Here is a 21,389-nt window from a genome sequence, read left to right on the forward strand (position 1 = left end):
GGCGCCTTTTGCTTTTTCCAGACCGGCGATGTAAGCGCGTTGCGGGACACTTGTTCTCCCTCAGAACCAGGCGCAGGTAAGACGGCGTGGCGCACAATCCCTCGGGTTCAATTTCGGCGAAAGGCGGCACCGCATCCGAAGCGCTTGCTTGGCTGGCGTTGCGGAACGCCGCGTCCGAATGCGGCTCAGGCTCGCGCTTGATCGACCCGCAGCCCCTGCGCGCACTCCCGGCGGGACGCAAGTGGGCGCATGAGATTGCCAAGGTAATCTTCGATGGCCTCATGGCAGGAAGCCTGTCGGTGCCGGCGCAATTGGCTGCCGGATGGGCGAGGTTCGGCAGCGCAACCACCGCGTTGATCATCGAACTCGGCAAGATCTGGGACAATCCCGCAGCGGCTCGCCGCGTCCAGTACCAGCTTGAGCAAATGCTTCTCGAACCCGACGATCTTGCCACGCCGCGCAGGCTGGCGCGAACGCTCGGAATTCGCGTCGACGCTCGCAATCCGACCGCGACCGAACTGCCGGAAGGCATCGATCAGATCTATGCCCATCTGGTGCTGGATGGCCGGATCGAGGCTGTAGTGCAGTTCGGTGCACTCGGGACGGTGACGAGCGATCATTGGATTGAATTGATCCTGGATGTAGTGCCTGCTGAGCGGCTTGCGGGAGGATCGCCTGCACCGCAAAAGGGCGCCGGCGCGACCACGTCAAACACGCCTGCAGCCGAGGTATCGTTTGCCATGGCGGGAAGCGAGCCCGATCAGGACAGCCACTTCGGCAAACTCGCGCAATTGGCCGCACAGGCGCATGACCTGGTTCGGTCGAACGCTGAACCGTCAGAGCCTGTTACGCCGCGCCGCGCACGGGTCGCGGACAAGCACGACAAGGATCGCACGGCGTTCTGGAACAGCTATTTCGCGACCGAGGATCCCTGGAACTACAGCTCGCTCTATGAGCAGGAAAAATATGAGCGGCAGATCGAGATCCTGCCTGCCGGTCCCATCGGCCGGGCGCTTGAATTGGCCTGTGCGGAGGGCCATTTCACGCGGCAGCTGGCGCCGCGCGTGGGCCATCTGACCGCAACCGACATCTCCGCTATAGCCATCGAGCGAGCCCGCGCCCGATGCAACAATCAGGCGAATGTCGAGTTCGGCGTACTCGATTTCGCTGCCGACACGCTGCCGGGTGAGATGGATCTGATCGTCTGTTCGGAGGTGCTCTACTATCTGGACGATCTCGCCGAGTTGCGGCGCATCGCCAAGAAATTTGCCGAGGCGTTGGCGCCTGGCGGTAGTTTCATCAGCGCACACGCATTCGTGCTGCGTGACAATGTCGAAAAGACGGGCTTCGACTGGAACACATTCGGTGCCCAGGCGATCTCCGAGACGCTGGCAGCGACCGAAGGCCTCGTGCTCGAGCAATCGATCCAGACCGAACTCTACCGGATAGACCGCTTCCGCCGCCTGTCGCCGGACGAGGTGGCGACGGACACGGTGATCGATCATGTGCCGATCCGCGCGCCCATCGAAATCGGTGTCGCGCGAAATATCGTCTGGGGTGGGGCGCGAGCCTTGCGCCGCGACGTCGCACGTAACGAGCAGCGCCGGCATATCCCTGTCCTCATGTATCACGGCGTTGCCGATGAAGGTCCGGCCGCGCTCGCTCGTTTTCGGCTCACGCCCGCCGCATTCGCCAGCCAGATGGCATGGGTGCGCGCCAATGGCTTTCACGCCATTGGCTCCGAGCAGCTGGAAGCATTCATCGCCAACCGTCAGCCTTTCGTTGGCCGCCCGGTGCTCATCACCTTCGATGACGGCTTCCAGAACTTCGCCGACCATGCCTGGCCGATCTTGCGCGCCAACGACCTGACCGCGGAAGTGTTCCTGGTGACGGACCTGGTGGGCGAAAGTGCACAGTGGGACACCGACATCGGTCCGCCGACGCCGCTTATGGGCGCCGGGACGGTGCGACGCCTCGCTGCCGAAGGCGCCTTCTTCGGCAGCCACATGGCGACGCATCGCGCCATCGATGGTCTGTCGAGCGCTGACCTGGCCGCCGAGCTCCTGCGCTCTCGTCTGTTCATCGAACGCTGGACCGGCCGGCCAACCAGGGCGTTCGCGGCACCCTTCTCCGTCACCGACCGACGGCTTGGCCGGCTGGCCAGGGAGTGCGGCTATCGAGTAGGCTTCGGCCGCAGGCACGGGCCGGCGGACCTCGATAGCGATCTCATCGACCTTCCGCGCATCGAGATTCGCGGCGACCGCTCGCTCGATGACTTTATTGCCACTGTCGAGGCCGTGCTCGAATGAACGGTGAACGTGTCAGTTCATTATTGGGCGACTTGCGACACGGCTGACATCAGTTCCTTCGGGTTTGGCGCCCCAAACATGTATCGCCCACCCTCTGGAACCTCCGTGAAACTCCAGCGGACGATTCCCTGCCGGTCCAGCAGGAACTGACCGATCAGTTGTCCGTGTCCCGTTGCGATCATCTGCTCGTCGGCTTCGGTCAGTTCGTAGTGGTCCTTCTTGTCAAGGATTGCGCTGGCCGTCATAGGATCCATGGGACCGGGCAATTCGCCGGGTATGTCGACCCGCATATCCTGTGCCGCTGCCATCGATACCTTGTACGGCCAGTTCGTCTCGTTTTGGGTGAATTCGAGATTGGGAAGCCCAAAAGCACGGTGTGAAGCGCGTTCCGGGTCGGAGGCAGCGAGCAGATTCGGCATCGGATGGTAGCGGAAATAGAGACGCGCCCGTTCGATCGGCGTGTTGACCACCGTCAGGCTCTCCACGCCCTTTTCGCGCAGCTCTGGATCGAGCCGCGCCTGGGCGGCGATGTGGCGCCGGCAAAACGCACAATGCAGACCTCGAAACAGGCCGACCAGCACCGGTTTTTGCCCGCGAAAGTCGTCAAGCGCAATCTTGCCTTCCTGGGTAATGGCGTCGAGTATCAGGTTCGGCGCCCGGTCGCCCGGTTGAAGCGGTATCAATCCACTAGGCGCGGACATGTCCAACCCCCTATCCCGGCTAGTCGAGAAAAGGCAGCACCACAAGCGCTTCCGGGTCGAGCCCGTGCTGGGCGCATATACCCTGCGCCAGGGAAAAGTAGCGTTCGGCCTCGGCCAGATTGTCGAGGTCGAGATTAAGCGTTGCGAGTCCATCATAGCACGGAAACAGCAGTTGGGGCTCGCCCGTTTCGCGGGCTACGTCCAGTGCTTCGTGGAACAAGCCAACCGCCAGTTCCGGATGGCCGTTGCACTGGTGGATCTGCCCAAGCACGATCAACGGCACTGGCAGGTGCTCGCGCTGGTCGAGCGCCCGGTCAATCTCGATGGCCTTCTCGGCAGCAGGCACGCCCTCCGTTGGACAGCGATCCGTGAAAGTACAACAAGCCACCGCCAGATTGGCGAGGAGGCGCGCCTGGAAACCCAGATCACCAATGCGGCGCGCCACTTCAAGACCGCGCCGACAGACCTCCATCGCCTTTGCCGGATCGATGGTCGTGTAGAGCACGCCGAGATTGGTGTAGCCGCGGCAGGCCGCGCCCAGCAGACCGGCGGCTTCGGCCAATTCAATGCTGCGCTCAACCTCACGCACGGCTTCATGGTTTCGCCCAAGGCGAGCCAGCGCAACAGCCTTGGTATTAAGTGCCTCGGCGGTCACGAGGGTGGCATCATCGGAGACATGTTCCGTTGTCAGAGAGCGTACGCAATCCAGCGCCGCGTCTGCCCATTTTGCCGCGAGAGTGTGATCTCCGCTGCGGAACGCCTGTCGGCCACGTTCTTGCCAGAGATGCGCCTGCTCGATCGGGGCATCCGCTCCATCGAGGAGCGCTGCCGCTTCAGCGTAGCGCGATTCCGCGTCGTCCCGCTTGCCCACGTCCCAAAACAGCCGACCGATCTTGCGCAAAACGCGCGCCGCCGCGACACGATCGGCTGACTCGCGATAGGCCTGCAGCACCGCCTCGTAGTGGCGGTGTGCAATCTCGCGGCGGCCTGCCGGGCCGCTCAAATCGGCAATGCGCTCTGCAATTGCCAGTTTGAGCGGTGTTTGCCCGATCGCGCCCAACGCAGTCAGTGCTCGCTCGTAGAAACGAAGGGCGTCGTCATTGGCGTATATCATGCGAGCGCGATCTCCCGCCGCCTGCAGGTAATGCGCGCCCCTCTCCCGCTCGGCGCTCTGAGCGAAATGGTGACCGAGCACGGCCAGATCCTCGAACCGTTCCGGCTTGTCGCCGCACAGTTGCTCCAGGGCGGCACCTACCCGGCCGTGGATGTCGGTCCGGCGTTGCAGGAGCAGATTCTGGTAGATCACGTCCTGCAGCAATGTTTGTGTAAAGCGGTAGCTTTGCGACGAGACCGAGCCTGATCCGGCAACTTCCTCGATGATTTCCGCATCGCAAAGCAGTTCGCAGCCCGCTTCCAGTCGGCCGGGGTCGGCTGCCACGGCTTTCAGAAGCGTGGCATCGAAGCGCGGGCCGATTACCGCGGCTTCCTGGGCCAACCGGCGCACCCCTTGCGGCAGCCGGTCGACGCGAGCAAGCAACATTGCCTGGATCGTGGCGGGGATGCCGGTTGCGACTTCGCCTGCCACGGTCCGCCATTGCTGGCCCTCGCGCACCAATACACCGCGATCGATAAGGCCGCGAACGATCTCCTCCAAGAAAAGCGGGTTGCCGCCCGCGCGCTCGAGGATCTGGTCGAGAAGCCCTCCTGCGGCGTTTACCCAGTTCTCGCCGAAAAGCGCCGCCACCAGGCGGCGTCCGTCATCGCTGTCGAGCGGCGAAAGCCTGAGCGCTGTGTGGCTGACCCGACTTGAGTCGAGTTGGTCGTTGTCCGACGCCGGACGATGCGTGACCAGCAACATCAGCCGCGTGCGTTCCAGTCTGTCCATCACGAAACGCAGTGCCTCGAGCGAGACGGAGTCGGCCCAGTGCAGGTCTTCGACGACAATCAACAGCGGCGACAACACAAGCCGCCATTCCATGATTGTGCGGACCGCGTAGAGAATTTGCCGCCGCAGCTGCTCGGGCTCGACATGCTGCAAGGTGGCATCGGGGTCGCCGAGGCCAAGCACATGGTAGAGCAAAGGCATCAGCCGCTTCGCCTCCTCGCCCTGCAGGCCGAGATCGGCAAGCAAGGCTGCGAGCTTGCCCCGCATTTCGTCCCCATTGTCGTTTTGCATCATCCCGGCAGCGCTGCGCACCACTGCACCCAGGGCGCCAAATGATTGTTCACCCAGCGGTGAGCACGTGGCCTGCCGCACGGCGACGTTGCGAAAACGATCCTCGTCGCCGACGCGGGCGACGAACTCCTTCACCAACCGCGACTTCCCGATACCGGCTTCGCCGACGATGCGGACAAGCTGGGCCGAGCCGCCGCACGCCAAGTCAAGGCTCGCCAGCATTCTGTTGAGCTCCGCATCACGACCTATTATGGGCGCACTGAGGCCGAGCGCCTCGAGCCCGCGCGCTGCACGCGGCGCCGCAAGCGGTGCATCCAGTCGGTGGACGAGCACACTGCCAGCCTTGCCGCGAAACACGACATCGCCCAGCGACTCGTACGAGAAGGCATGCCGGGTCAGCCTGTGCGTGAGCTCGCCCACCAGCACCTCACCCGGTGCAGCCAGCGATTGCAGGCGTTGCGCCGTATTCACCGTGTCGCCGGTCACCGAATAAGATTTGGCGGTGCCGATGCCCAATCCGCCAGTAACGACCGGACCCGTGTTTATGCCTATGTGGAGCAGCAGCGGCGAGCCGGAGTGGCGGGTGCTTTCACCGAGCCGCGCCGTCCGGGCGATCATGTCGAGAGCGGCTCGAAGCGCACGTTCCGGATCGTCCTCATGCGCGACCGGCGCACCGAACAAGGCGAGCAGAGCGTCGCCGATGAATTTGTCGACGAAACCACCAAAGCCTTGCACGGCCGCCGTCAATTCCTTGAACAGTTCGTTCTGCAGCGCCTGCATGACCTCGGGGTCGAGCTGCTCGCTGAGTGTCGTGAAGCCGCAGAGATCGGCGAACAGCACCGTTACCGTTCGTCGATCGGCGTCGGAGACGGAATGCGGCCCCTCTTCGCTTTCGATGTTCGGCGACGGAGCTCGAGAGGGCTGCGCAATGGTGCGGCTTGGTGTCGGAGCAGGCCGTTCGGCAGCTTTTGCGGACGCACCGACGCTTGCCCCACATTTAGGACAGAATTCGAAATCAGGTGCGCAGGCGTAGCCGCAACTGGCGCATGGCACGGGCTGGCGGCGGCCACACTTCGGACAGAAGGCGTAACCGCCCTCGATCTCGAAACCGCAGCCCGAGCAGTTCATGGACACCTCACCAGAGCATGATGCCGAAGAGTGTGAAGCGGTTTTTCGGACGACATCATGCTCTATCTCTTTGACCTTGGGCCATGACGCGTGATCTCGCCACGCTCGTCACGGCCGGGGTATTCACAAGGATGAACCGATAGTCGTCAACCGGCAAGCGGCAGCGCAAATGGGCATCGGTCTGGGTTCGGCGGTGGAGCACTGCCGATACGGGCGGCCGCGTGGCCGTGATTTGCGAAAATTCCCTCGTCCCGCCGTCTTCCTGCTATGATGGAGATGAGGAGGCGACCCATGAGCGAGAACCGTAAGCTGGCCGCAATCCTGGCTGCAGATGTGGTCGGATACAGCCGGCTCGCGAGCGCGGACGAAGATCGTACCTTGGCGCGGTTGCGGGCACTGCGCAGCGACCTGATCGATCCGATCATTGCAGTGCACCACGGGCGGGTTATCAAGCGTACCGGAGATGGGGCACTGGTTGAGTTTCGCAGTGTGGTCGATGCCGTGCGCTGCGCCGTTGAGATTCAAAACGGTATGGTTGAGCGCAATGCCGGCGTACCGCAGGAGCGCCGCATCGAGTTCAGGATCGGCATCCATCTGGGCGATGTGGTCGAAGAGAGCGATGGCGATCTGATGGGTGACGGCGTCAACATCGCCTCGCGTCTGGAGGGCGTTGCGGCGCCCGGCGCCATCTGCCTGTCCGAGGATGCCTATCGCCAGGTCAAGGCCAGGCTTGACCTCTCGGTCAGCGATCTCGGCAGCACACAGCTCAAGAACATCGCCGAGCCGATCCGGGTCTATTCGCTGCAAGTCGGCGCCGGGGCCAAGGCGGCCGCGACCTCGCAAACCGCGACGAGCCCTCCGGCTGCGGCAGCGCCGCCGAAACTGTCGATCGCCGTGCTGCCGTTCGCCAATATGAGCGGTGATGCCGAACAGGACTACTTCGCCGACGGCATCTCCGAAGACATCATCACGGCGCTGTCCAAACTGTCACAGCTCTTCGTCATCGCTCGCAATTCGTCCTTCATCTTCAAGGGCCAGAACGTCCATGTGCAGGATGTCGGCACGAAGCTCGGCGTGCGCTATGTCCTTGAAGGCAGCGTACGCAAGTCGGGGAACAAGGTACGCATCACCGCGCAGCTCATCGATGCAATTTCAGGCGGCCATCTTTGGGCGGAGCGGTTCGATCGCGATCTGACCGACATATTCGCCGTGCAGGATGACGTGACGCAGCACATCGTCGGTGCGCTGGCGCTCAATCTGACCGAGGATGACCGTCTGCGGCTGGCGCCCGAACACCAGCGCAACCCGGAGGCGTATGACTGTTTCCTGCGGGGCCGGGAGCTGTGGCACCGGCTGACGAAGGACACGAACGTCGCGGCCCGCGAGCTCTTGCAGCGGGCCATCGAACTGGACCCGAAATTTGCCTCTGCCCACGCTTTCCTAGCCCTCACGTACGGGCTCGATTACCTCAACAGGTGGGGTGCGTCGGACTCGATGGCGCAAGCGGAAGAGGCAGCAACGCGAGCGGTAACGCTGGATGACAGCGATCCCTGGGCGCACTGGGCGCTGGCATCGGCCAAGCTTTACACACGGCGGCACGATGAAGCCATCGGCGAGGTCGAGCGCGCGATAGCCCTCAATCCGAACTTCGCCGAAGCGCACGTCGCCCGCGGCGAGGCGCTGTATTATTCAGGTAGACCCGCGGAGGCGCTAGAGAGTTTCGCCCGGGGAAAGACCTTGAATCCATACTTTCCGGATGTGCTTCTGCACTTCCAGGCTTTGACATCGTTTCAACTGGGAAGGTACGAAGAGGCCGTCGACCTCTTGCTGCAACGGCTGGCTCGCAACGCTGTCACCGACGTCTCGCGTGCGCTTCTGGCCGCATGCTACGGCCATCTGGGCCGTTTGGAGCAGGCCCATGCGGCATGGCAGGACCTGCTTCGCGTCAATCCCGCCTATTCGCTGGAACACCGTCGCAAAGTCTTGCCTTACAAGAACCCTGCCGATTTCGAACTGATGGTCGAGGGGCTTCGCAAGGCCGGCGTGGCGCAATGACGGGCTAAAGCCCGGCCGGGTCAGAGGCCCGAGGCCCGGCCGATCTTGCACCATCGGGCGTTTTCGCGAACCGGTTTCAGGTCATCGGTCGTCTCGGCAAATGTCCGCAACCGGTATTGCCGCAGCAGGTCCGGGAACAGCGCCCCTTCCGGCAGTCCGGCAAGCTGCTCGCGGACCGAGATTTGTTCATCGATGACCCGCATGCCCCAGGCATTTTCCCGAACCTGCAGCTCGGCGGCCAGATCGCGCTCTTCTGGCGCGTTTTCATCAAGCGCAGCCAGCAGGATCGAGTGAAAAAGCGCGACATAGCCAATCTGTCTCAGGCCGCCCACAACCCGCACGCGCGGCAATATGGCAAGGGCAAGGAACATCAGGAACAAGTCCGGCAAAAGCATGCCGTCCAGCAGTGCCTGCTGGAGATGCGGCCGCTCGAACGGGATGGAAAGACCATGCGGCCTGTCAGGCTCGATCAGCCGCCCGTTCTCGAGGACGAGCTTGCGCACGCGCTGCTCGCGGATGCCCCAGAAATAGGCCGTGGCATTGGGCAGGAACCTGCCAAATGGGCCCGATGCGGCTTCTTGCAAGGCATGGTCGAGACGCCGGCGCCTTGCGGGCTCGAGGAGCAGCCTGGAAAGAAGACTGCCTTCATCTTCCAGATGCCGCGCCACGACAGTCGCGGCCAGCCTATCATCGATGAAAACCGGCCGGGCCATGCCGGAACGATCCCAATCGGCGACCAGATGCTCGTTGAGTTCTGTCAGCGCATCGGCGGCTGTTGCAAATACCTTGTCCTGGCTGGCAAGCAGCGTGCCGAGCCAGCTTCTGGCATCCGTCTCATTGCCCACCGTTTCGAGCGCGCGCCCGTTGAGGGCGACCGGACCGGCCGCGCAGGCGCTTTTGCGGCACAGTTTGTGGCGGCCCATGCCAAACAAATTGACCTTGTCGTCGCCGACATCCAGCCATCCCGGCCCCTCCCGGCCGGTTGTCTCCATGGTCATGGTCGTTCCCATGAAGCCGAAAAAAGCCGACAGCCCGTTTTCGACCGCGCCGAGCCAGGCAAGCAGCAGGGCATCGAAGGTGATGCGATCCATCAGAAGCAGGCAGTGCAGGCCGGACTGGATAACCGGTCTGTGGTCGAATTCGTCGAGGGCCTTGCCGATCGCTTCGGGCTGCACGATCGCACCGAGGCGCTGCTGCAGGACGTCGCGCAGGATCGAGCGGGCAGCAATCGACGGGGCCGATCCAGGCCTTGCCACCGGCCGCCACAGATGGCGGGCATAATCGGAAACCGGTGCATTCCAGTTCTGCTCGATGTCACGCACGACCTCCGGGCAGAGCAGCGACAGCACGGCCAAAATGTCCACCGGAGGGGCAAGGGCAGGGACAGTGGTCATCAGAACCGCAGCCGGGCCATGCTCAGGAGGTCGTGGTATTGCCCGTCGGTAAAACCGGCCTTCACATGCCGGCCTTCGACCTCGAAGCCGTGGCTTGTGTAGAGACGGATGGCCGGTTCGTTGTCGGCATAGACGCTCAATTCGACCCGCTTCAGGGCGCGCCAATTGTCGGCCACGTCAAGCAGCGCGCCAAGGATGGCAGAGCCGATGCCTCTGCCGACAAAGCCATCGTCGAGGCCGATATTGATCTCGCCGATATGCGAGCGGCGCGGCGAACCCTGCGCGACCAGGCTGCCGTGGCCGACAACCTTGCCGTCCAACTCGGCAACGATCCAGGTGGTTTCCGGGCCGGACTTGGCGATGCGCCGCTCCACCTGCTCCACCATCTCGAATGGCATCCTGAGCGTGCCCCAGCGGAAGCCCGGCATATTGAAGATAGCGCACAGCGCCTCGGCATCGCTTGGCCGGACGGCCCGGAGCTGCGGCTGGATTTTCTCGGATAAGGAGGTCGTGCTGGTCATGGCTTTCCCGCCTAACGCAATTTCAGGAAAAGTGTGAGCGGTTTTCCGTCCGGAATTGCGTCAGAACAAAGCGACAGAGGCAATATGCCCGGCACGATGCACCGGACGTCACCTGAAAATCCAGCCGTCTCTGCGACCTATGCCGATTGCGCGGCAAAATGCCGGGGGGCGGCGTAGAGTTTGAGGATACCGCTGACGCCGATCCAGCCGAAAAGGGCGAGCCAGCACAATGTCCCGGCCGCCGTCCAGTCGATCCGGTGCACGGCGGCGTCGGTGATGACGAGGCCAAGGACGGCAAGCAGGCCAACTAGAAACTGCGCCAGGCCGAGCACCAGCAGTTCCTCGCGCGGCGCACTTCTCCAGACGAGATAGGTGCCGCCTGCACCCGCGAGGAAGATGGCGCTGTAGACCTGGGCGTGGAAGGCATCGATCGGCCATGGCCAGAAGCCACCGAATGTCAGGGGAAACAGCAACAGGCCGACGCCGTAGACCCCGAGGATCGCCATTTCCACCGGTAGGTAGGCGCGCCATGCGGGGTTCAAGATCACGCCTTTTGCAGAAGGGCGGGCCCTTGCCAGCCACAGGAACAGCCCGGATACCGCGGCTGACGCAAGATAGACCAGAAACCAGAGCCAGGGGGCTTTGCGCTCGAAGTTGAAATAACCGAGATTGATGAACGAAGCCGCCGACACGATGACGGTGAAGATGAAGGCCATGACCAGCACGAGCCTGCCGGGCGACCAGCGATTCCAGACCAGCAGCGCCGCCATCACTGCCATTTCGGCGGTGTAGAAGCCGCCGAGGAAGCGGGCATTGAACGGCGTGACGGCCCAGGGCCAGCGCGGCTTGACCAGCGCAGGCGCGAAAAACAGGCCGGCCCCAACGATCAGGACGATGATGACCCCCGCCGAGAAAAGGCGAAGGGCCGCCGGAAATGGCGGGTTGTCGCGTGTCGGCATGGAGAAAACCCCAGAGATGAATGCCCCATGGGCTATCATAGTTTGGAATTCAACAAATGGAAATTGACCTGTCACCAGGCTTGTCCATTCGAATGGCCGTACGGTCCGTTTCGCAGTATGATGGAGCGTTCGGGTCGAAGATCGGTCCGGCCAACACGCCTAGAGCCGGATGATTTCAGGTCTGTCCGACCTGAAATCTGAATCCGCCTCTGAATCAGGAAGAGCATGATGTCGTCCGAAAACCGCTTCACACTTTTCGGCATCATGCTCTAGCGGCGCAATTTCCGGAGCCTGCACGATGACCGAAGCTCAGGATCTGTTCTCGCTTCTGCGGCAATCGACCGATGTCGATCCGCAGGCAATCGACGCAATCCGGCAAACCATCGCCGAGGGCAAGGACCGCGAACTTTGCCGCATCAATGCGCTGGCCTTCGCCAGCAAGCATGGCCTCGACGAGGAACGCACCATAAGCGCCTTTCTCCATGCAGCGCGGGTGGGCATCTTCGACATTTCCTGGAATGTTCTGTGCCCCGGCTGTGGCGGCGTGCTCGACACCAACGCCACGCTGAAAACCATGCAGAAGGACGAATACACCTGCGCGCTGTGCTCCCAGGGCTATTCGCCGACCCTCGACGAGATGGTCGAGGTGACATTCACCGTCAGTCCCCGCGTGCGCAGGATTGCCGCCCACAATCCACACGAACTGCCGTTGGTGGAATATTACCGCCAGATCTACTGGGCGTCCGGGGCCGATCTGCCGGACGAGGATCTGGCGGAAAAGATGGAAGCGTTCTCGCTGGAAGATATCGAGCTTGCGCCCGGTGAAAAGGCGGTTCTGCACATCCAGCTTCCGCCCCAATTCATCATCATCTTCGAGCCGGTCACGCATTCGGCCCAGTTCATCGACGCGAAGGGCGAACCGGCAAAAGAGCGGCGAAACCTCTCTCTGGCCTTCGACCGCGACCATGTCCAGAGCCAGACGCTGGAGATGCAACCCGGCCCATTGCGCATTTCGCTGGAAAACAGGACCGACACGCGCGTGCTGCCGACGGTCTTCATCGCCTGCCCGGTATTGCATGATTTCCTGGGCAAGCGCCGGCCCTTCGTGACCGCCAAGCGCCTGCTCACCAACCAGACGTTCCGGGATCTCTATCGCACGGATACGCTCGACATCAACCAGCGCCTGAAGATCACCAGCCTGACCTTCCTGTTCACCGATCTGCGCGGATCGACCGAGCTCTACGAGCGGGTGGGCGATCTTTCAGCCTTCGATCTCGTACGCGAGCACTTCCAGGTTCTGCACGAGATCGTCGCGGCGGAGGCAGGGGCGGTTGTGAAGACGATCGGCGATGCGGTGATGGCGACCTTCGCGACGCCTGACCGTGCGATTGCCGCGGCGCTGCGGATGCGCGACGCCATGCGGGCGCTCAATGACAAAAGCGGGCGCGAGGACCTTCTGCTCAAGATCGGTGTTCATGCCGGCCCCTGCATAGCCGTGTCCATGAACGAGCGGCAGGATTATTTCGGCCAGACGGTCAACATTGCTTCGCGGGTCCAGAACCTCGCCAACGCACAGGCGATCTTCGCCACGCGTGCGGTGGTCGACGATAATCTCACCGCCGATCTGTTGCACAGGAACGCGCTGACGCCCGTGCCGCACGAGGTCTCGCTGCGCGGCATCGAGCGGGAGATTGCGGTTTATACGATCCCCTGAAGAGTTCTCTACCGCTCACACGCGCTTGCAGAGGAAATAACGGTCGGCGGGCTCCGAAGTGGGCGCCGGGAGCTGTTGCAGCAGCGGGTGATCGAGCGGCGTGCCACTGACCGCGAAGCCGCCGACGCGAAGCAGGCTCGCAATCAGATCGGGAAGCCAGGTAGCGGTCACTGCATCGCGATCGTCATAGCCGGTGCCAATGTCGGCATGAACAAGGGCGGCTTCGATGCCAATGAACTTGCGGCCCGTCTCGCGTATTTCGCCGAGCACGAGGTTTTCAGCTTCGGGAATTGAGCTAGTGTGCGCGCCAACTTCGCGGTCGAACACCACGATCCGGCGCCCGGGCAGAAGCTCGCGCAGATGGTGGAATGTCCGGCCATTGCCGAGGCCGAGCTCAAGCACAAGCCCCTCCATCTTCGCCACCTCGGGGCAGATTCGATTGAGAATGTCGCGCTGCGCGGTCATCCTGCTGATGAAATTATCGAGGCGACTCATATGCGATTGTGTGTCCTGAACCAGATCAAGAGATCGGTAACGCCCGCGACAAGAATTGTTGACGGGTGAATCCCGAAGCTGACGCGCTAAGCTCGATTGCGAGTCGGCACATATAGGGGCGGACAATAAACAGTGCAACAACCGTACAGGGGGCCGGCAAGCGACATTCCGGGTGGCACTATGCGTGGCGGAATGGCGATCTCACTTGTAGGGGTCCGCGGCGTCCCGCAAGCCGTCGCCGAGGAAGTTGAACGCCATGATGACGAGGATGACGGGCAGCATCGGCAAAAGCAGCCATGGATAGAACGCGATCACGCTGACGCTGCGCGCCTCGGTGAGCAGGATGCCCCAGCTGGTGATCGGCGCTCTCAGGCCGAGCCCGAGGAAGCTCAGCGCCGTTTCGCCCAGGATCATGCCAGGGATGGAGAGCGTCGCCGTCGCGATCAGATGTGACATGAAGCCGGGAATGAGATGCCGCCTGATGATGCGGCTGCTCCCGGCGCCCATCAATTGCGCCGCCAGAACGTAATCCTCCTCGCGCAAGGCCAGAAGCTTTGAACGCACGGCCCGCGCCAGTCCGGTCCAGTCGAGCAGCCCGAGGATGACGGTGATGCCGAAATAGATCAGGATCGGACTCCACGTTATCGGCATGATCGCCGCCAGGGCCAGCCATAGCGGAATGCTGGGAATCGATTGCAGGACTTCGATTATCCGTTGGACGATCAGGTCGAAGATACCGCCGTGATAGCCGGCCAGCCCGCCGATGACGATGCCGAGCAGGAAGCTGAAACTGATGCCGACGAGGCCGATAGTCAGTGAAATGCGTGCGCCATAGATCATGCGCGAGAGCACGTCGCGCCCCAGCCTGTCGGTGCCGGCCAGAAAGAGTTGGCCGTTCTCGGCAGGACAGACAAAATGCCTGTCACCTTCGATCAGGCCCCAGAACCGATAAGTGTCGCCCTGGCAGAAGAAACGGAGCCGCTGAACGTCGTCGTGGTTCTCGATGTAGTTCCGCTTGAGCGTGTCCATATCCAGCGTCATCTGGCGGCCATAGACGAACGGCCCGACGAACTCGCCATTGTGGAACAGGTGCACGTGCTGCGGCGGCGCATAGATGTAGTCCATGTTGCGCGAGTGCAGATTGTAGGGCGCCAGGAACTCGCAGATCAGTATCCCTAAATACAGCACTGCCAGGAATATGCCGGATATAAGCGCAAGCCGGTGTTTGCGGAATTTCCACCACATCAGCCGCAACTGCGATGCCTGAAAGACCTTCGATTGGTCCGGCGTCATCGCCTCGACCGACTGCAGGTCGAAGGGCGCGCCGGAAATGTAGTGTTGCAGTGGAGCACCCGGAGCGGGCAGCGGCGAGTCCTGCTTCATTTGGTGCTGCCACCCTGCAAACGAATTCGTGGATCAAGCAGCGCCAGCGCCAGGTCGGAAATCAGCACGCCGATAACCGTCAGGAAGGCGAGGAACATCAGGAATGACCCCGCCAGATACATATCCTGGCTTTGCAGCGCCTTGATCAGCATCGGCCCGGTCGTTTCCAATGACAGAACGATAGCCGTGATTTCGGCGCCGGAGATGATGGCCGGCAGGATCGAGCCGATGTCGGAAATGAAGAAATTGAGCGCCATGCGCAGCGGGTATTTGACCAGCGCCTTGAACGGATGAAGGCCTTTGGCCCGAGCGGTCACCACATATTGCTTGTGCAGCTCGTCGAGCAGATTGGCGCGCAGCCGCCGGATCATGCTTGCCGTGCCGCCGGTGCCGATGATCAGGACCGGGATCCAGAGATGGGCGAGGATCGACTTCGCCTTGGCCCAGCTCATCGGCTCGCCGAGATATTGCTGGTCCATGAGATGGCCGATGGACGTGCCGAACCAGATGTTGGCGAAATACATCAGGATCAGCGCCAGCATGAAATTCGGGATGGCAAGGCCGAGAAGGCCGAAGAAAGTCAGGCCGTAGTCGCCCCAGCTGTATTGATGCGTGGCGGAGTACATGCCGATCGGAAAGGCGATGAGCCAGGTGAAGATGATCGTGACGAAGGAAACCAGCACGGTCAGCCACATTCGGTCGCCGACGACGTCGCGAACCGGCAGCTCATATTCGAAGGAATAGCCGAAATCGCCGTGCAGCATCCCGCCAACCCAGTAGAAGTAGCGAATGACCGGCGGCTGGTCGAAACCATATTCCTTGCGCATCATCTGGATGCGGTCGGAATCCACCGCTTCGCCCTGGGCCCGGAGCTCAGCGACATAGCTGTCGAAATAGTCGCCCGGCGGAAGTTCGATGATGGTGAACACCAGCGCCGATATGACCAGCAGCGTTGGAACCATCACGGCGATGCGCCAGACAAGATATCGAAGCACGCTCAGGAGCCTCCAAGCCAGAATGTGTCCGGCATGTAGACACCGAAATAGGAGGTCGGGTCATAGCCGAAAAGTGCCTTGTCAGGCAGGTTGCGCAGCCGCGAGGATACCAGAATCGGCTGATGCGTTGCGTTCACCGTGCCTATTGAAAACACCTGATCGGTGTAGATCGACAGCATGGAGTTCCAGATTTCGGCGCGCTCGCTGGCTTCGGTCGATCCGTTCCATCGCTTGAGCAAAGCCATCAACTCGACCACTTCAGGAAGATCGGGCGCCTCACCCATCTTGCCATGGGACAGATAGTGAGCACCCCAGAGCGGCCACTGCAATTGGTCGTCGATGGTGGGGGCCAGTTGGTACGGATTCATGTCGGCGGTCGGCACGCCATTGTCGATGCCCGACCACATCGACATCATGATCTGGCCGCCAAGCGCGCGGCTGCGGAAGATGTCGCGCTGCGAAGTCCGGATGAACAAAGCGATGCCGATCTTGCGCCAGTGATCGGTGATAAGTTCGAGCGCGTCGGTTTCCAGCGTGCTTTCGCCGGCCGTTTCCACGATGATCTGCGCAGAGCGTCCATCCGGAAGCATCCGCACGCCGTCATCGTCACGGGCCTGAAGCCCGACCTCGTCTAGCAGGGCATTGGCCTTGTCGGGATCATGGGCGATCCAGGCTTTCGCGTATTCCGGCCGGTAGAGCGGGCTCTCCGGCAACACCGTATCGGCACTTTCCTGCGCCAATCCATAGAACACGGCCATGTTGATCTCACGCCTGTCTACAGCAAGCGAAAGTGCGCGGCGCACGCGCACGTCTCTCAAAAGGGCACGCCACACCGGGTCGGCACAATTCAGATTGGGCAGCAGCGCCAGCCGCGAGCCCTGAGTGCGTTTCCATAGATGCATCTTCACCGGGTAGCGCTTCTCCGCATCCTTCAGGAACGAGTAATCGCTGAAGTCAATTCCCATGCATTGCAGGTCGCTCTCCCCCGCACCGGTCTTGGCCGAGATGATCGCCGACGAGCTGACATTCATGATGATCTGGTCGACATAGGGCAGTTGCCGGCCATTCTCGTCTGTTCGATGAAAGAACGGGTTGCGCTCGAAGATAAACTGCTCGGCTGGCGGCTTGGTCCGGTTCCGCCAGGGATCGAGCGTCGGCAATTCCGGGTTCTCCGGGCGATACTGCCGCGACATGCGGATATGCAGGAGCGTCCATTTCTTGGCCCGGTTCTCCTTCATCAGGCCGGCGAGCCGGAATGGATCCTGGTATTTCTTGTGGAACTGCTTGAGATAGGCGGCCGGCAGAACGAGCGATATCGGCGCGGCAGCAGCGAGCTTGGGCAGGAAGTCGGGATTGGGCGCGTCCCAACTGTAGCGCACCGTCAGCGGATCGACGATCTCGAAGCGCGGCGGCTGGCCGTCCGCCAGCAGGGTCGGGGCGAGCCCCCCTTGCGAAAGCTCATCGTTCAGCCAGACATCTTCCCAGCAATAGCGAAAATCCTCCGGCGTCAGCAGGCTGCCGTCGGACCATTTATGGCCTTCCCGTATCTTGAAAGTGAAGATGCGATCATCCGCTACGTCGAAACTTTCGAGAATGTCGGCATGCAAGTTAAGTTTTTCGTCATAACCGACCAGCCGGGAATACCCGTAGATCGTCATCATCCGGATATCTTTCTGGCTGCCGATGATCGTACGCAGCGTGCCGCCATACTGGCCGGGCTGCCGGCCCATCGCCGCGAGGTTCAACGCGCGCGGGCTTTTGGGCAGGCGCTCCGCGAGTGGCGGCAGAGCCCTGGCTTTCAGCTGCGGCTGAAGAAAATCCGGCTCCAGATCGCCGGCGCGCGCCGTGCCCGGCAGAAATGCCGAAGCCATGAGACCAAGGACAGTGCGGCGGCTGATCAATGGCGTAACTCGCTGACATCGGCCGAACGTCGGGCCAGCACGAGATGGCCGCCGCCGAGATCGAGCGGCGACAGCATATCCTCTTCGCCCTCGTCGCGGAATTGCGGGCCCCATGCGCTGGTGTCGGAAGCGCCGCCGAGCTTCAGCGTCTTGAAATCCATCGGCCGGTCGAGATCGGGGAAGGGGACTGCGGCGAGCAGCGAGCGCGTGTAGGGGTGGATCGGTTTCCTGAGCAGAATTTCGCGCGGTGCAAGCTCGACGATACGCCCGCCGCACATCACCGCGATGCGGTCCGCCATGTAGTCCACCACCGCCAGATTGTGGGATATGAACAGGTAGGTCAGGCCCAGTTCCTTCTGCAGGTCCTTCAGAAGGTTCAGGATCTGCGCCTGCACGGAGACATCGAGCGCCGAAACCGGCTCGTCGCAGATCAGCAGTTCAGGCCCCAGCGCCAAGGCGCGCGCAATGCCGATACGCTGACGCTGCCCGCCGGAGAAGCTGTGGGGATAGCGCTGGATGAAGCGCGGATCGAGCCCGATTGCCTGCATCAGGCTCTTGACCGTGGCTAGCCGGGACGCGGCATTGCCACGTTGATGGATTTCCAGCGGCTCGCTCAAGATGTTTTCCACGGTCATGCGAGGCGAAAGCGACGAGACCGGATCCTGGAAAACCATCTGGAGTTTCGCCCGCAGCAAGCGCAGGGCGTCTCCCTCGGCTTCCAGGACGTCGATCGTTCCGTCGCGGCCGTTGAAGATCACGGAGCCGCCGGTAGGGGTGACGGCCCGCATCAGGATCTTGCTGACGGTGGTTTTGCCGCAACCGCTTTCGCCAACCAGGCCCAGGCACTCACCTCGCCGGATGTCGAAGCTGACGCCGTCCACGGCGCGAACAGAGGTCTGATGGCTCCCGCTGAACCATCCGGAGTTGCGGATGGTGTAGACCTTTTTCAGATCCCTGACCGACAGCAGAATGTCGTCCGGCCCCTTCGCTTCCGGCGCCGTCTGCTTGCCCAGCAGGGTCCCGACATTCACCGGCACCTCGCGGAGCGCCTTCAGTCTTTCGCCAGGCTTCAGGTCGAAATGCGGAACGGCTGCCATGAGGCCCTTCAGGTAAGGGTGGCCTGGCCGGCGGAATATTGCCTCCACAGGGCCTGCTTCCATGATCTCGCCATGGTACATGACGACCACCTCGTCGGCGACATTGGCGACCACGCCGAGGTCGTGCGTGATCAGCAGCATTGCCATGTTGAGCTTGGTCTGGAGCCCACGAAGCAATTGCAGGATTTGCGCCTGGATGGTGACGTCCAACGCCGTCGTCGGCTCATCGGCGATCAACAGAGCGGGCCGGCAGATAAGCGCCATGGCGATCATAGCGCGTTGCCGCAATCCTCCCGAAAGTTCAAATGGATACATGTCGTAGGCGCGCTTGGGATTGGGAAACCCGACGAGGCCGAGCATTTCCTCGGTCCGTGCCTTGCGCTCCGTCCGATCCATGTGCGTATGAATCTGCAGGGATTCGCTGACCTGGTTGCCGATCGTGTGCAGCGGCGACAGCGATGTCATCGGCTCCTGAAAGATCTTGCCGATGCGGCTGCCTCTCAACGCCCGGATTTCGGGTCCGTCTCGCGGCATCTGCAGGATATCCTGCGTCGTGCCGGGCTTTTTGGGATCGGAAAACAGGATACGGCCGCGAACATGGGCCGTGTTCGGCAAGATGCCCATCACGGCCTGGCTGAGAACCGATTTTCCGGAACCGGACTCACCGACAAGCGCGGTGACCTTGCCGGGCAGGACGCGAAGATTTGCCCGCCTGACGGCATGCAACGGTCCCCCGACAATGGCAAAAGAGATGCCAACATCCTCGATCCGCAGCAGATCAACGCCTGCATCCATTCCCACACCAGCCCCAATCTGGCGCCTCCCGACCGGCCCCAAAAAGCAAGACTAGCGCATTGTCAGCGCAGAGCAACTTGGATTCGAAACGAATTCCCCGGCGACCGGCGGCCGGACAGCATACCAGGGCGTCCAGATCGGATGGTGGTGACTACTGGAGCTTCCTCCGGTCGCCCGCCGACAGCCGCGCGGCATCGCGATGAAGTAGCATGACCTGCTCGGCGTCCGATATCCGATCGTGAAACGGCTGCAGCGCAGCGTCTTCATCGAGTGCGAGAGCACCCGACAGATCGGGTGAAAGCACCGTCAGCTTCTGCTTGCTGCCCGCCAGTTCCTCCTCGCCGAGCGTCAGCCAGCTGTTGGCCCCGCAATAACCGGCGAAGTCCTTGCTGGCGAGAACGCTGTGCGGATATTTCTTGGTCAGGGTCTGGAGACGCTGGACCTCGTTTACAGCCGAGCCGAAGACGGAGAATGTGAGTCGGTCGGTAAGCCCGACATTGCCGAACATCACATTGCCGACATGCAGGCCGATACCAAATTTTATGTCGCCCAGTCCTTGCTCTTTTCTGCGCAGATTGAGCTCCATCATGCGCATGCTGGCCTTGTGCGCAGCCGCAAGAGCAGCCTGGCAGGCGATCTCTGACTGCGCGCGGTGCCTTTCGCAGGGGTAGACGGCAATGAATCCATCCCCCAGGAAACTCATGATCTGCCCGCCTTTGCGATTGAAAGGTGCTGCGATGGCATCGAAAAACTGGTTCAGCGTATCGATATAGACTTCGCGGCCGGAGGTTTCGGCGAGCCTTGTCGACCCGCGCATATCGCCCATCACCAGCGCGGCCCGGATTGTATCGCCCTCGCCGCGCTTGATCTGGCCGTCCAGCACGCGCCTGCCGGCGTCACCGCCGAGATACGTGGTCATCATGTTGTCGGCGAGCTTGGTGAGCACCGCCATCTTGCTTGCTATAGCGAGATGGTTCTGGATCCGCAGCAGCGCCGAAATCATGCTGTCGCTGAAGCCTGAAGCACTGTCGGTGGACCAGGACCCCAACATGCCCTGACTTGTATCGCCGTTGAAGGGATGGACGAAAGCCATGTAATCGGTGACGCCCATAAGCCTGAGCTCATCGAAAACAGGAAACTCCGACCGCACCGACGGGTCGAGCCGGCGCCGCAGATGGTCGAGCTTGTTGCTGAGCAGATGGTAGTATGGGCTGGTCAGGAATCTGTCGGAATGGACGCCGTTCTCACTCCGGAAGCCTTCCACTTCCAGGCCTTGGCCGCGAATCCAGGTGAAACCGAGCGCGTCATAAAGCGGATGCAGCATCGAAAAGCTCAAATGCACCCGCTTCAGCGGCAGGCCGGCAGCAGCCAGCCGTTCACAAAAACCCTTGACCAATGTTTCCAGGTCGTCGCCCGCCAGCGCCGATTGGGTCAGCCAATCGGCAACCTTATCCATGAGAATGTTGGAAATTTCTGCTTGCGCTGTGCTCATGCTATCTCGAAACCCGTCGAAGACGAGCCATCTCCTTTGATCCGCAAATTCTCGAAGTCAATGAAGCCGGCGTCGGGGGCAGAAGCCGGCGAAGAATATCCCAAATGACTGTCCTTGCAGGAAGCAAGCAGACGTCGACCGCACAAATCACCTGCGACACTATGTGGCGAGGCTGCCGGCGAAGTGCAATCCCGATCCTGACATCGCGCAAAAAATTGGTCGGCTCAGGCACCGTCGGGCTCGCCGGGTCTCAAGAACCATGGCCGAGGCGCAT

Annotated in this window: 14 protein-coding genes; 3 read left to right on the plus strand and 11 right to left on the minus strand. The window is 61.9% G+C overall.

The window, feature by feature from the left end:
- Nucleotides 1-86: 86 nt before the first annotated feature.
- A complete protein-coding gene (locus X756_RS148830; RefSeq protein WP_023730289.1) occupies nucleotides 87-2,309 on the plus strand; it encodes an SAM-dependent methyltransferase in 2,223 nt (740 codons plus the stop codon).
- 20 nt (nucleotides 2,310-2,329) lie between these two features.
- On the opposite strand, the gene X756_RS148825 is transcribed toward X756_RS148830, so the two are convergent.
- Nucleotides 2,330-3,010: a redoxin domain-containing protein gene (locus X756_RS148825; RefSeq protein WP_023730290.1), complete on the minus strand. Its 681-nt coding sequence runs from the start codon at nucleotides 3,008-3,010 to the stop codon at nucleotides 2,330-2,332.
- 19 nt (nucleotides 3,011-3,029) lie between these two features.
- The gene (locus X756_RS148820; RefSeq protein WP_023730291.1) at nucleotides 3,030-6,314 is read right to left on the minus strand and encodes an adenylate/guanylate cyclase domain-containing protein; all 3,285 of its coding nucleotides are present in this window, start codon (nucleotides 6,312-6,314) and stop codon (nucleotides 3,030-3,032) included.
- Nucleotides 6,315-6,605: 291 nt separating this feature from the next.
- Between X756_RS148820 and X756_RS148815 the strand changes: the two genes are divergently transcribed.
- Nucleotides 6,606-8,369: an adenylate/guanylate cyclase domain-containing protein gene (locus X756_RS148815; RefSeq protein ID WP_023730292.1), complete on the plus strand. Its 1,764-nt coding sequence runs from the start codon at nucleotides 6,606-6,608 to the stop codon at nucleotides 8,367-8,369.
- A gap of 20 nt (nucleotides 8,370-8,389) precedes the next feature.
- Here the strand turns inward: X756_RS148815 and X756_RS148810 are convergent, their stop codons facing one another.
- The 3 genes from X756_RS148810 to X756_RS148800 form a co-directional block, all read right to left on the minus strand.
- A complete protein-coding gene (locus tag X756_RS148810) occupies nucleotides 8,390-9,763 on the minus strand; it encodes a hypothetical protein (protein ID WP_031238748.1) in 1,374 nt (457 codons plus the stop codon).
- Nucleotides 9,763-10,284 (minus strand): GNAT family N-acetyltransferase, encoded by a 522-nt coding sequence (locus X756_RS148805; RefSeq protein WP_023730294.1) that lies wholly within the window; start codon nucleotides 10,282-10,284, stop codon nucleotides 9,763-9,765. Before X756_RS148805 ends, X756_RS148810 begins: the two co-directional genes overlap by 1 nt.
- Nucleotides 10,285-10,421: 137 nt before the next feature.
- Nucleotides 10,422-11,243 carry a hypothetical protein gene (locus X756_RS148800; RefSeq protein WP_023730295.1) on the minus strand — a complete coding sequence of 274 codons (822 nt, stop codon included), beginning with the start codon at nucleotides 11,241-11,243 and terminating at the stop codon, nucleotides 10,422-10,424.
- Nucleotides 11,244-11,541: 298 nt separating this feature from the next.
- On the opposite strand from X756_RS148800, the gene X756_RS148795 reads away from it, so the two are divergent.
- Nucleotides 11,542-12,957 (plus strand): adenylate/guanylate cyclase domain-containing protein, encoded by a 1,416-nt coding sequence (locus tag X756_RS148795; protein WP_023698120.1) that lies wholly within the window; start codon nucleotides 11,542-11,544, stop codon nucleotides 12,955-12,957.
- Nucleotides 12,958-12,972: 15 nt separating this feature from the next.
- Here the strand turns inward: X756_RS148795 and X756_RS148790 are convergent, their stop codons facing one another.
- From X756_RS148790 to X756_RS148765, 6 genes are all read right to left on the minus strand, one after another.
- On the minus strand, nucleotides 12,973-13,452 hold the full coding sequence (locus X756_RS148790; protein WP_023726700.1) for a class I SAM-dependent methyltransferase: 480 nt from the start codon (nucleotides 13,450-13,452) through the stop codon (nucleotides 12,973-12,975).
- 201 nt (nucleotides 13,453-13,653) lie between these two features.
- Nucleotides 13,654-14,835 (minus strand): ABC transporter permease, encoded by a 1,182-nt coding sequence (locus X756_RS148785; protein WP_031238750.1) that lies wholly within the window; start codon nucleotides 14,833-14,835, stop codon nucleotides 13,654-13,656.
- Nucleotides 14,832-15,830, minus strand: a complete 999-nt coding sequence (locus X756_RS148780; RefSeq protein ID WP_023672136.1) for an ABC transporter permease — start codon at nucleotides 15,828-15,830, stop codon at nucleotides 14,832-14,834. The genes X756_RS148785 and X756_RS148780 overlap by 4 nt, the downstream gene beginning before the upstream one ends.
- A gap of 2 nt (nucleotides 15,831-15,832) precedes the next feature.
- On the minus strand, nucleotides 15,833-17,731 hold the full coding sequence (locus X756_RS148775; protein WP_023730297.1) for an ABC transporter substrate-binding protein: 1,899 nt from the start codon (nucleotides 17,729-17,731) through the stop codon (nucleotides 15,833-15,835).
- Complete coding sequence (locus X756_RS148770) at nucleotides 17,728-19,623, minus strand: ABC transporter ATP-binding protein (protein ID WP_023730298.1); 1,896 nt, start codon at nucleotides 19,621-19,623, stop codon at nucleotides 17,728-17,730. Before X756_RS148770 ends, X756_RS148775 begins: the two co-directional genes overlap by 4 nt.
- A gap of 151 nt (nucleotides 19,624-19,774) precedes the next feature.
- Nucleotides 19,775-21,115 carry an adenylate/guanylate cyclase domain-containing protein gene (locus X756_RS148765; RefSeq protein WP_023672139.1) on the minus strand — a complete coding sequence of 447 codons (1,341 nt, stop codon included), beginning with the start codon at nucleotides 21,113-21,115 and terminating at the stop codon, nucleotides 19,775-19,777.
- Between the last annotated feature and the right edge of the window lie 274 nt (nucleotides 21,116-21,389).

The sequence above is a fragment of the Mesorhizobium sp. LNJC405B00 genome (assembly GCF_000502615.1).
GTDB lineage: Bacteria > Pseudomonadota > Alphaproteobacteria > Rhizobiales > Rhizobiaceae > Mesorhizobium.

What these genes read in the sequence shown, in the direction of transcription:
- X756_RS148795 (WP_023698120.1), top strand. Translation starts at nt 11,542, where the DNA reads ATGACCGAAGCTCAGGATCTGTTCTCGCTTCTGCGGCAATCGACCGAT.
- X756_RS148790 (WP_023726700.1), bottom strand. Translation starts at nt 13,452, where the DNA reads ATGAGTCGCCTCGATAATTTCATCAGCAGGATGACCGCGCAGCGCGAC.
- X756_RS148770 (WP_023730298.1), bottom strand. Translation starts at nt 19,623, where the DNA reads ATGGATGCAGGCGTTGATCTGCTGCGGATCGAGGATGTTGGCATCTCT.
- X756_RS148815 (WP_023730292.1), top strand. Translation starts at nt 6,606, where the DNA reads ATGAGCGAGAACCGTAAGCTGGCCGCAATCCTGGCTGCAGATGTGGTC.
- X756_RS148805 (WP_023730294.1), bottom strand. Translation starts at nt 10,284, where the DNA reads ATGACCAGCACGACCTCCTTATCCGAGAAAATCCAGCCGCAGCTCCGG.
- X756_RS148825 (WP_023730290.1), bottom strand. Translation starts at nt 3,010, where the DNA reads ATGTCCGCGCCTAGTGGATTGATACCGCTTCAACCGGGCGACCGGGCG.
- X756_RS148765 (WP_023672139.1), bottom strand. Translation starts at nt 21,115, where the DNA reads ATGAGCACAGCGCAAGCAGAAATTTCCAACATTCTCATGGATAAGGTT.
- X756_RS148785 (WP_031238750.1), bottom strand. Translation starts at nt 14,835, where the DNA reads ATGAAGCAGGACTCGCCGCTGCCCGCTCCGGGTGCTCCACTGCAACAC.
- X756_RS148800 (WP_023730295.1), bottom strand. Translation starts at nt 11,243, where the DNA reads ATGCCGACACGCGACAACCCGCCATTTCCGGCGGCCCTTCGCCTTTTC.
- X756_RS148820 (WP_023730291.1), bottom strand. Translation starts at nt 6,314, where the DNA reads ATGAACTGCTCGGGCTGCGGTTTCGAGATCGAGGGCGGTTACGCCTTC.
- X756_RS148810 (WP_031238748.1), bottom strand. Translation starts at nt 9,763, where the DNA reads ATGACCACTGTCCCTGCCCTTGCCCCTCCGGTGGACATTTTGGCCGTG.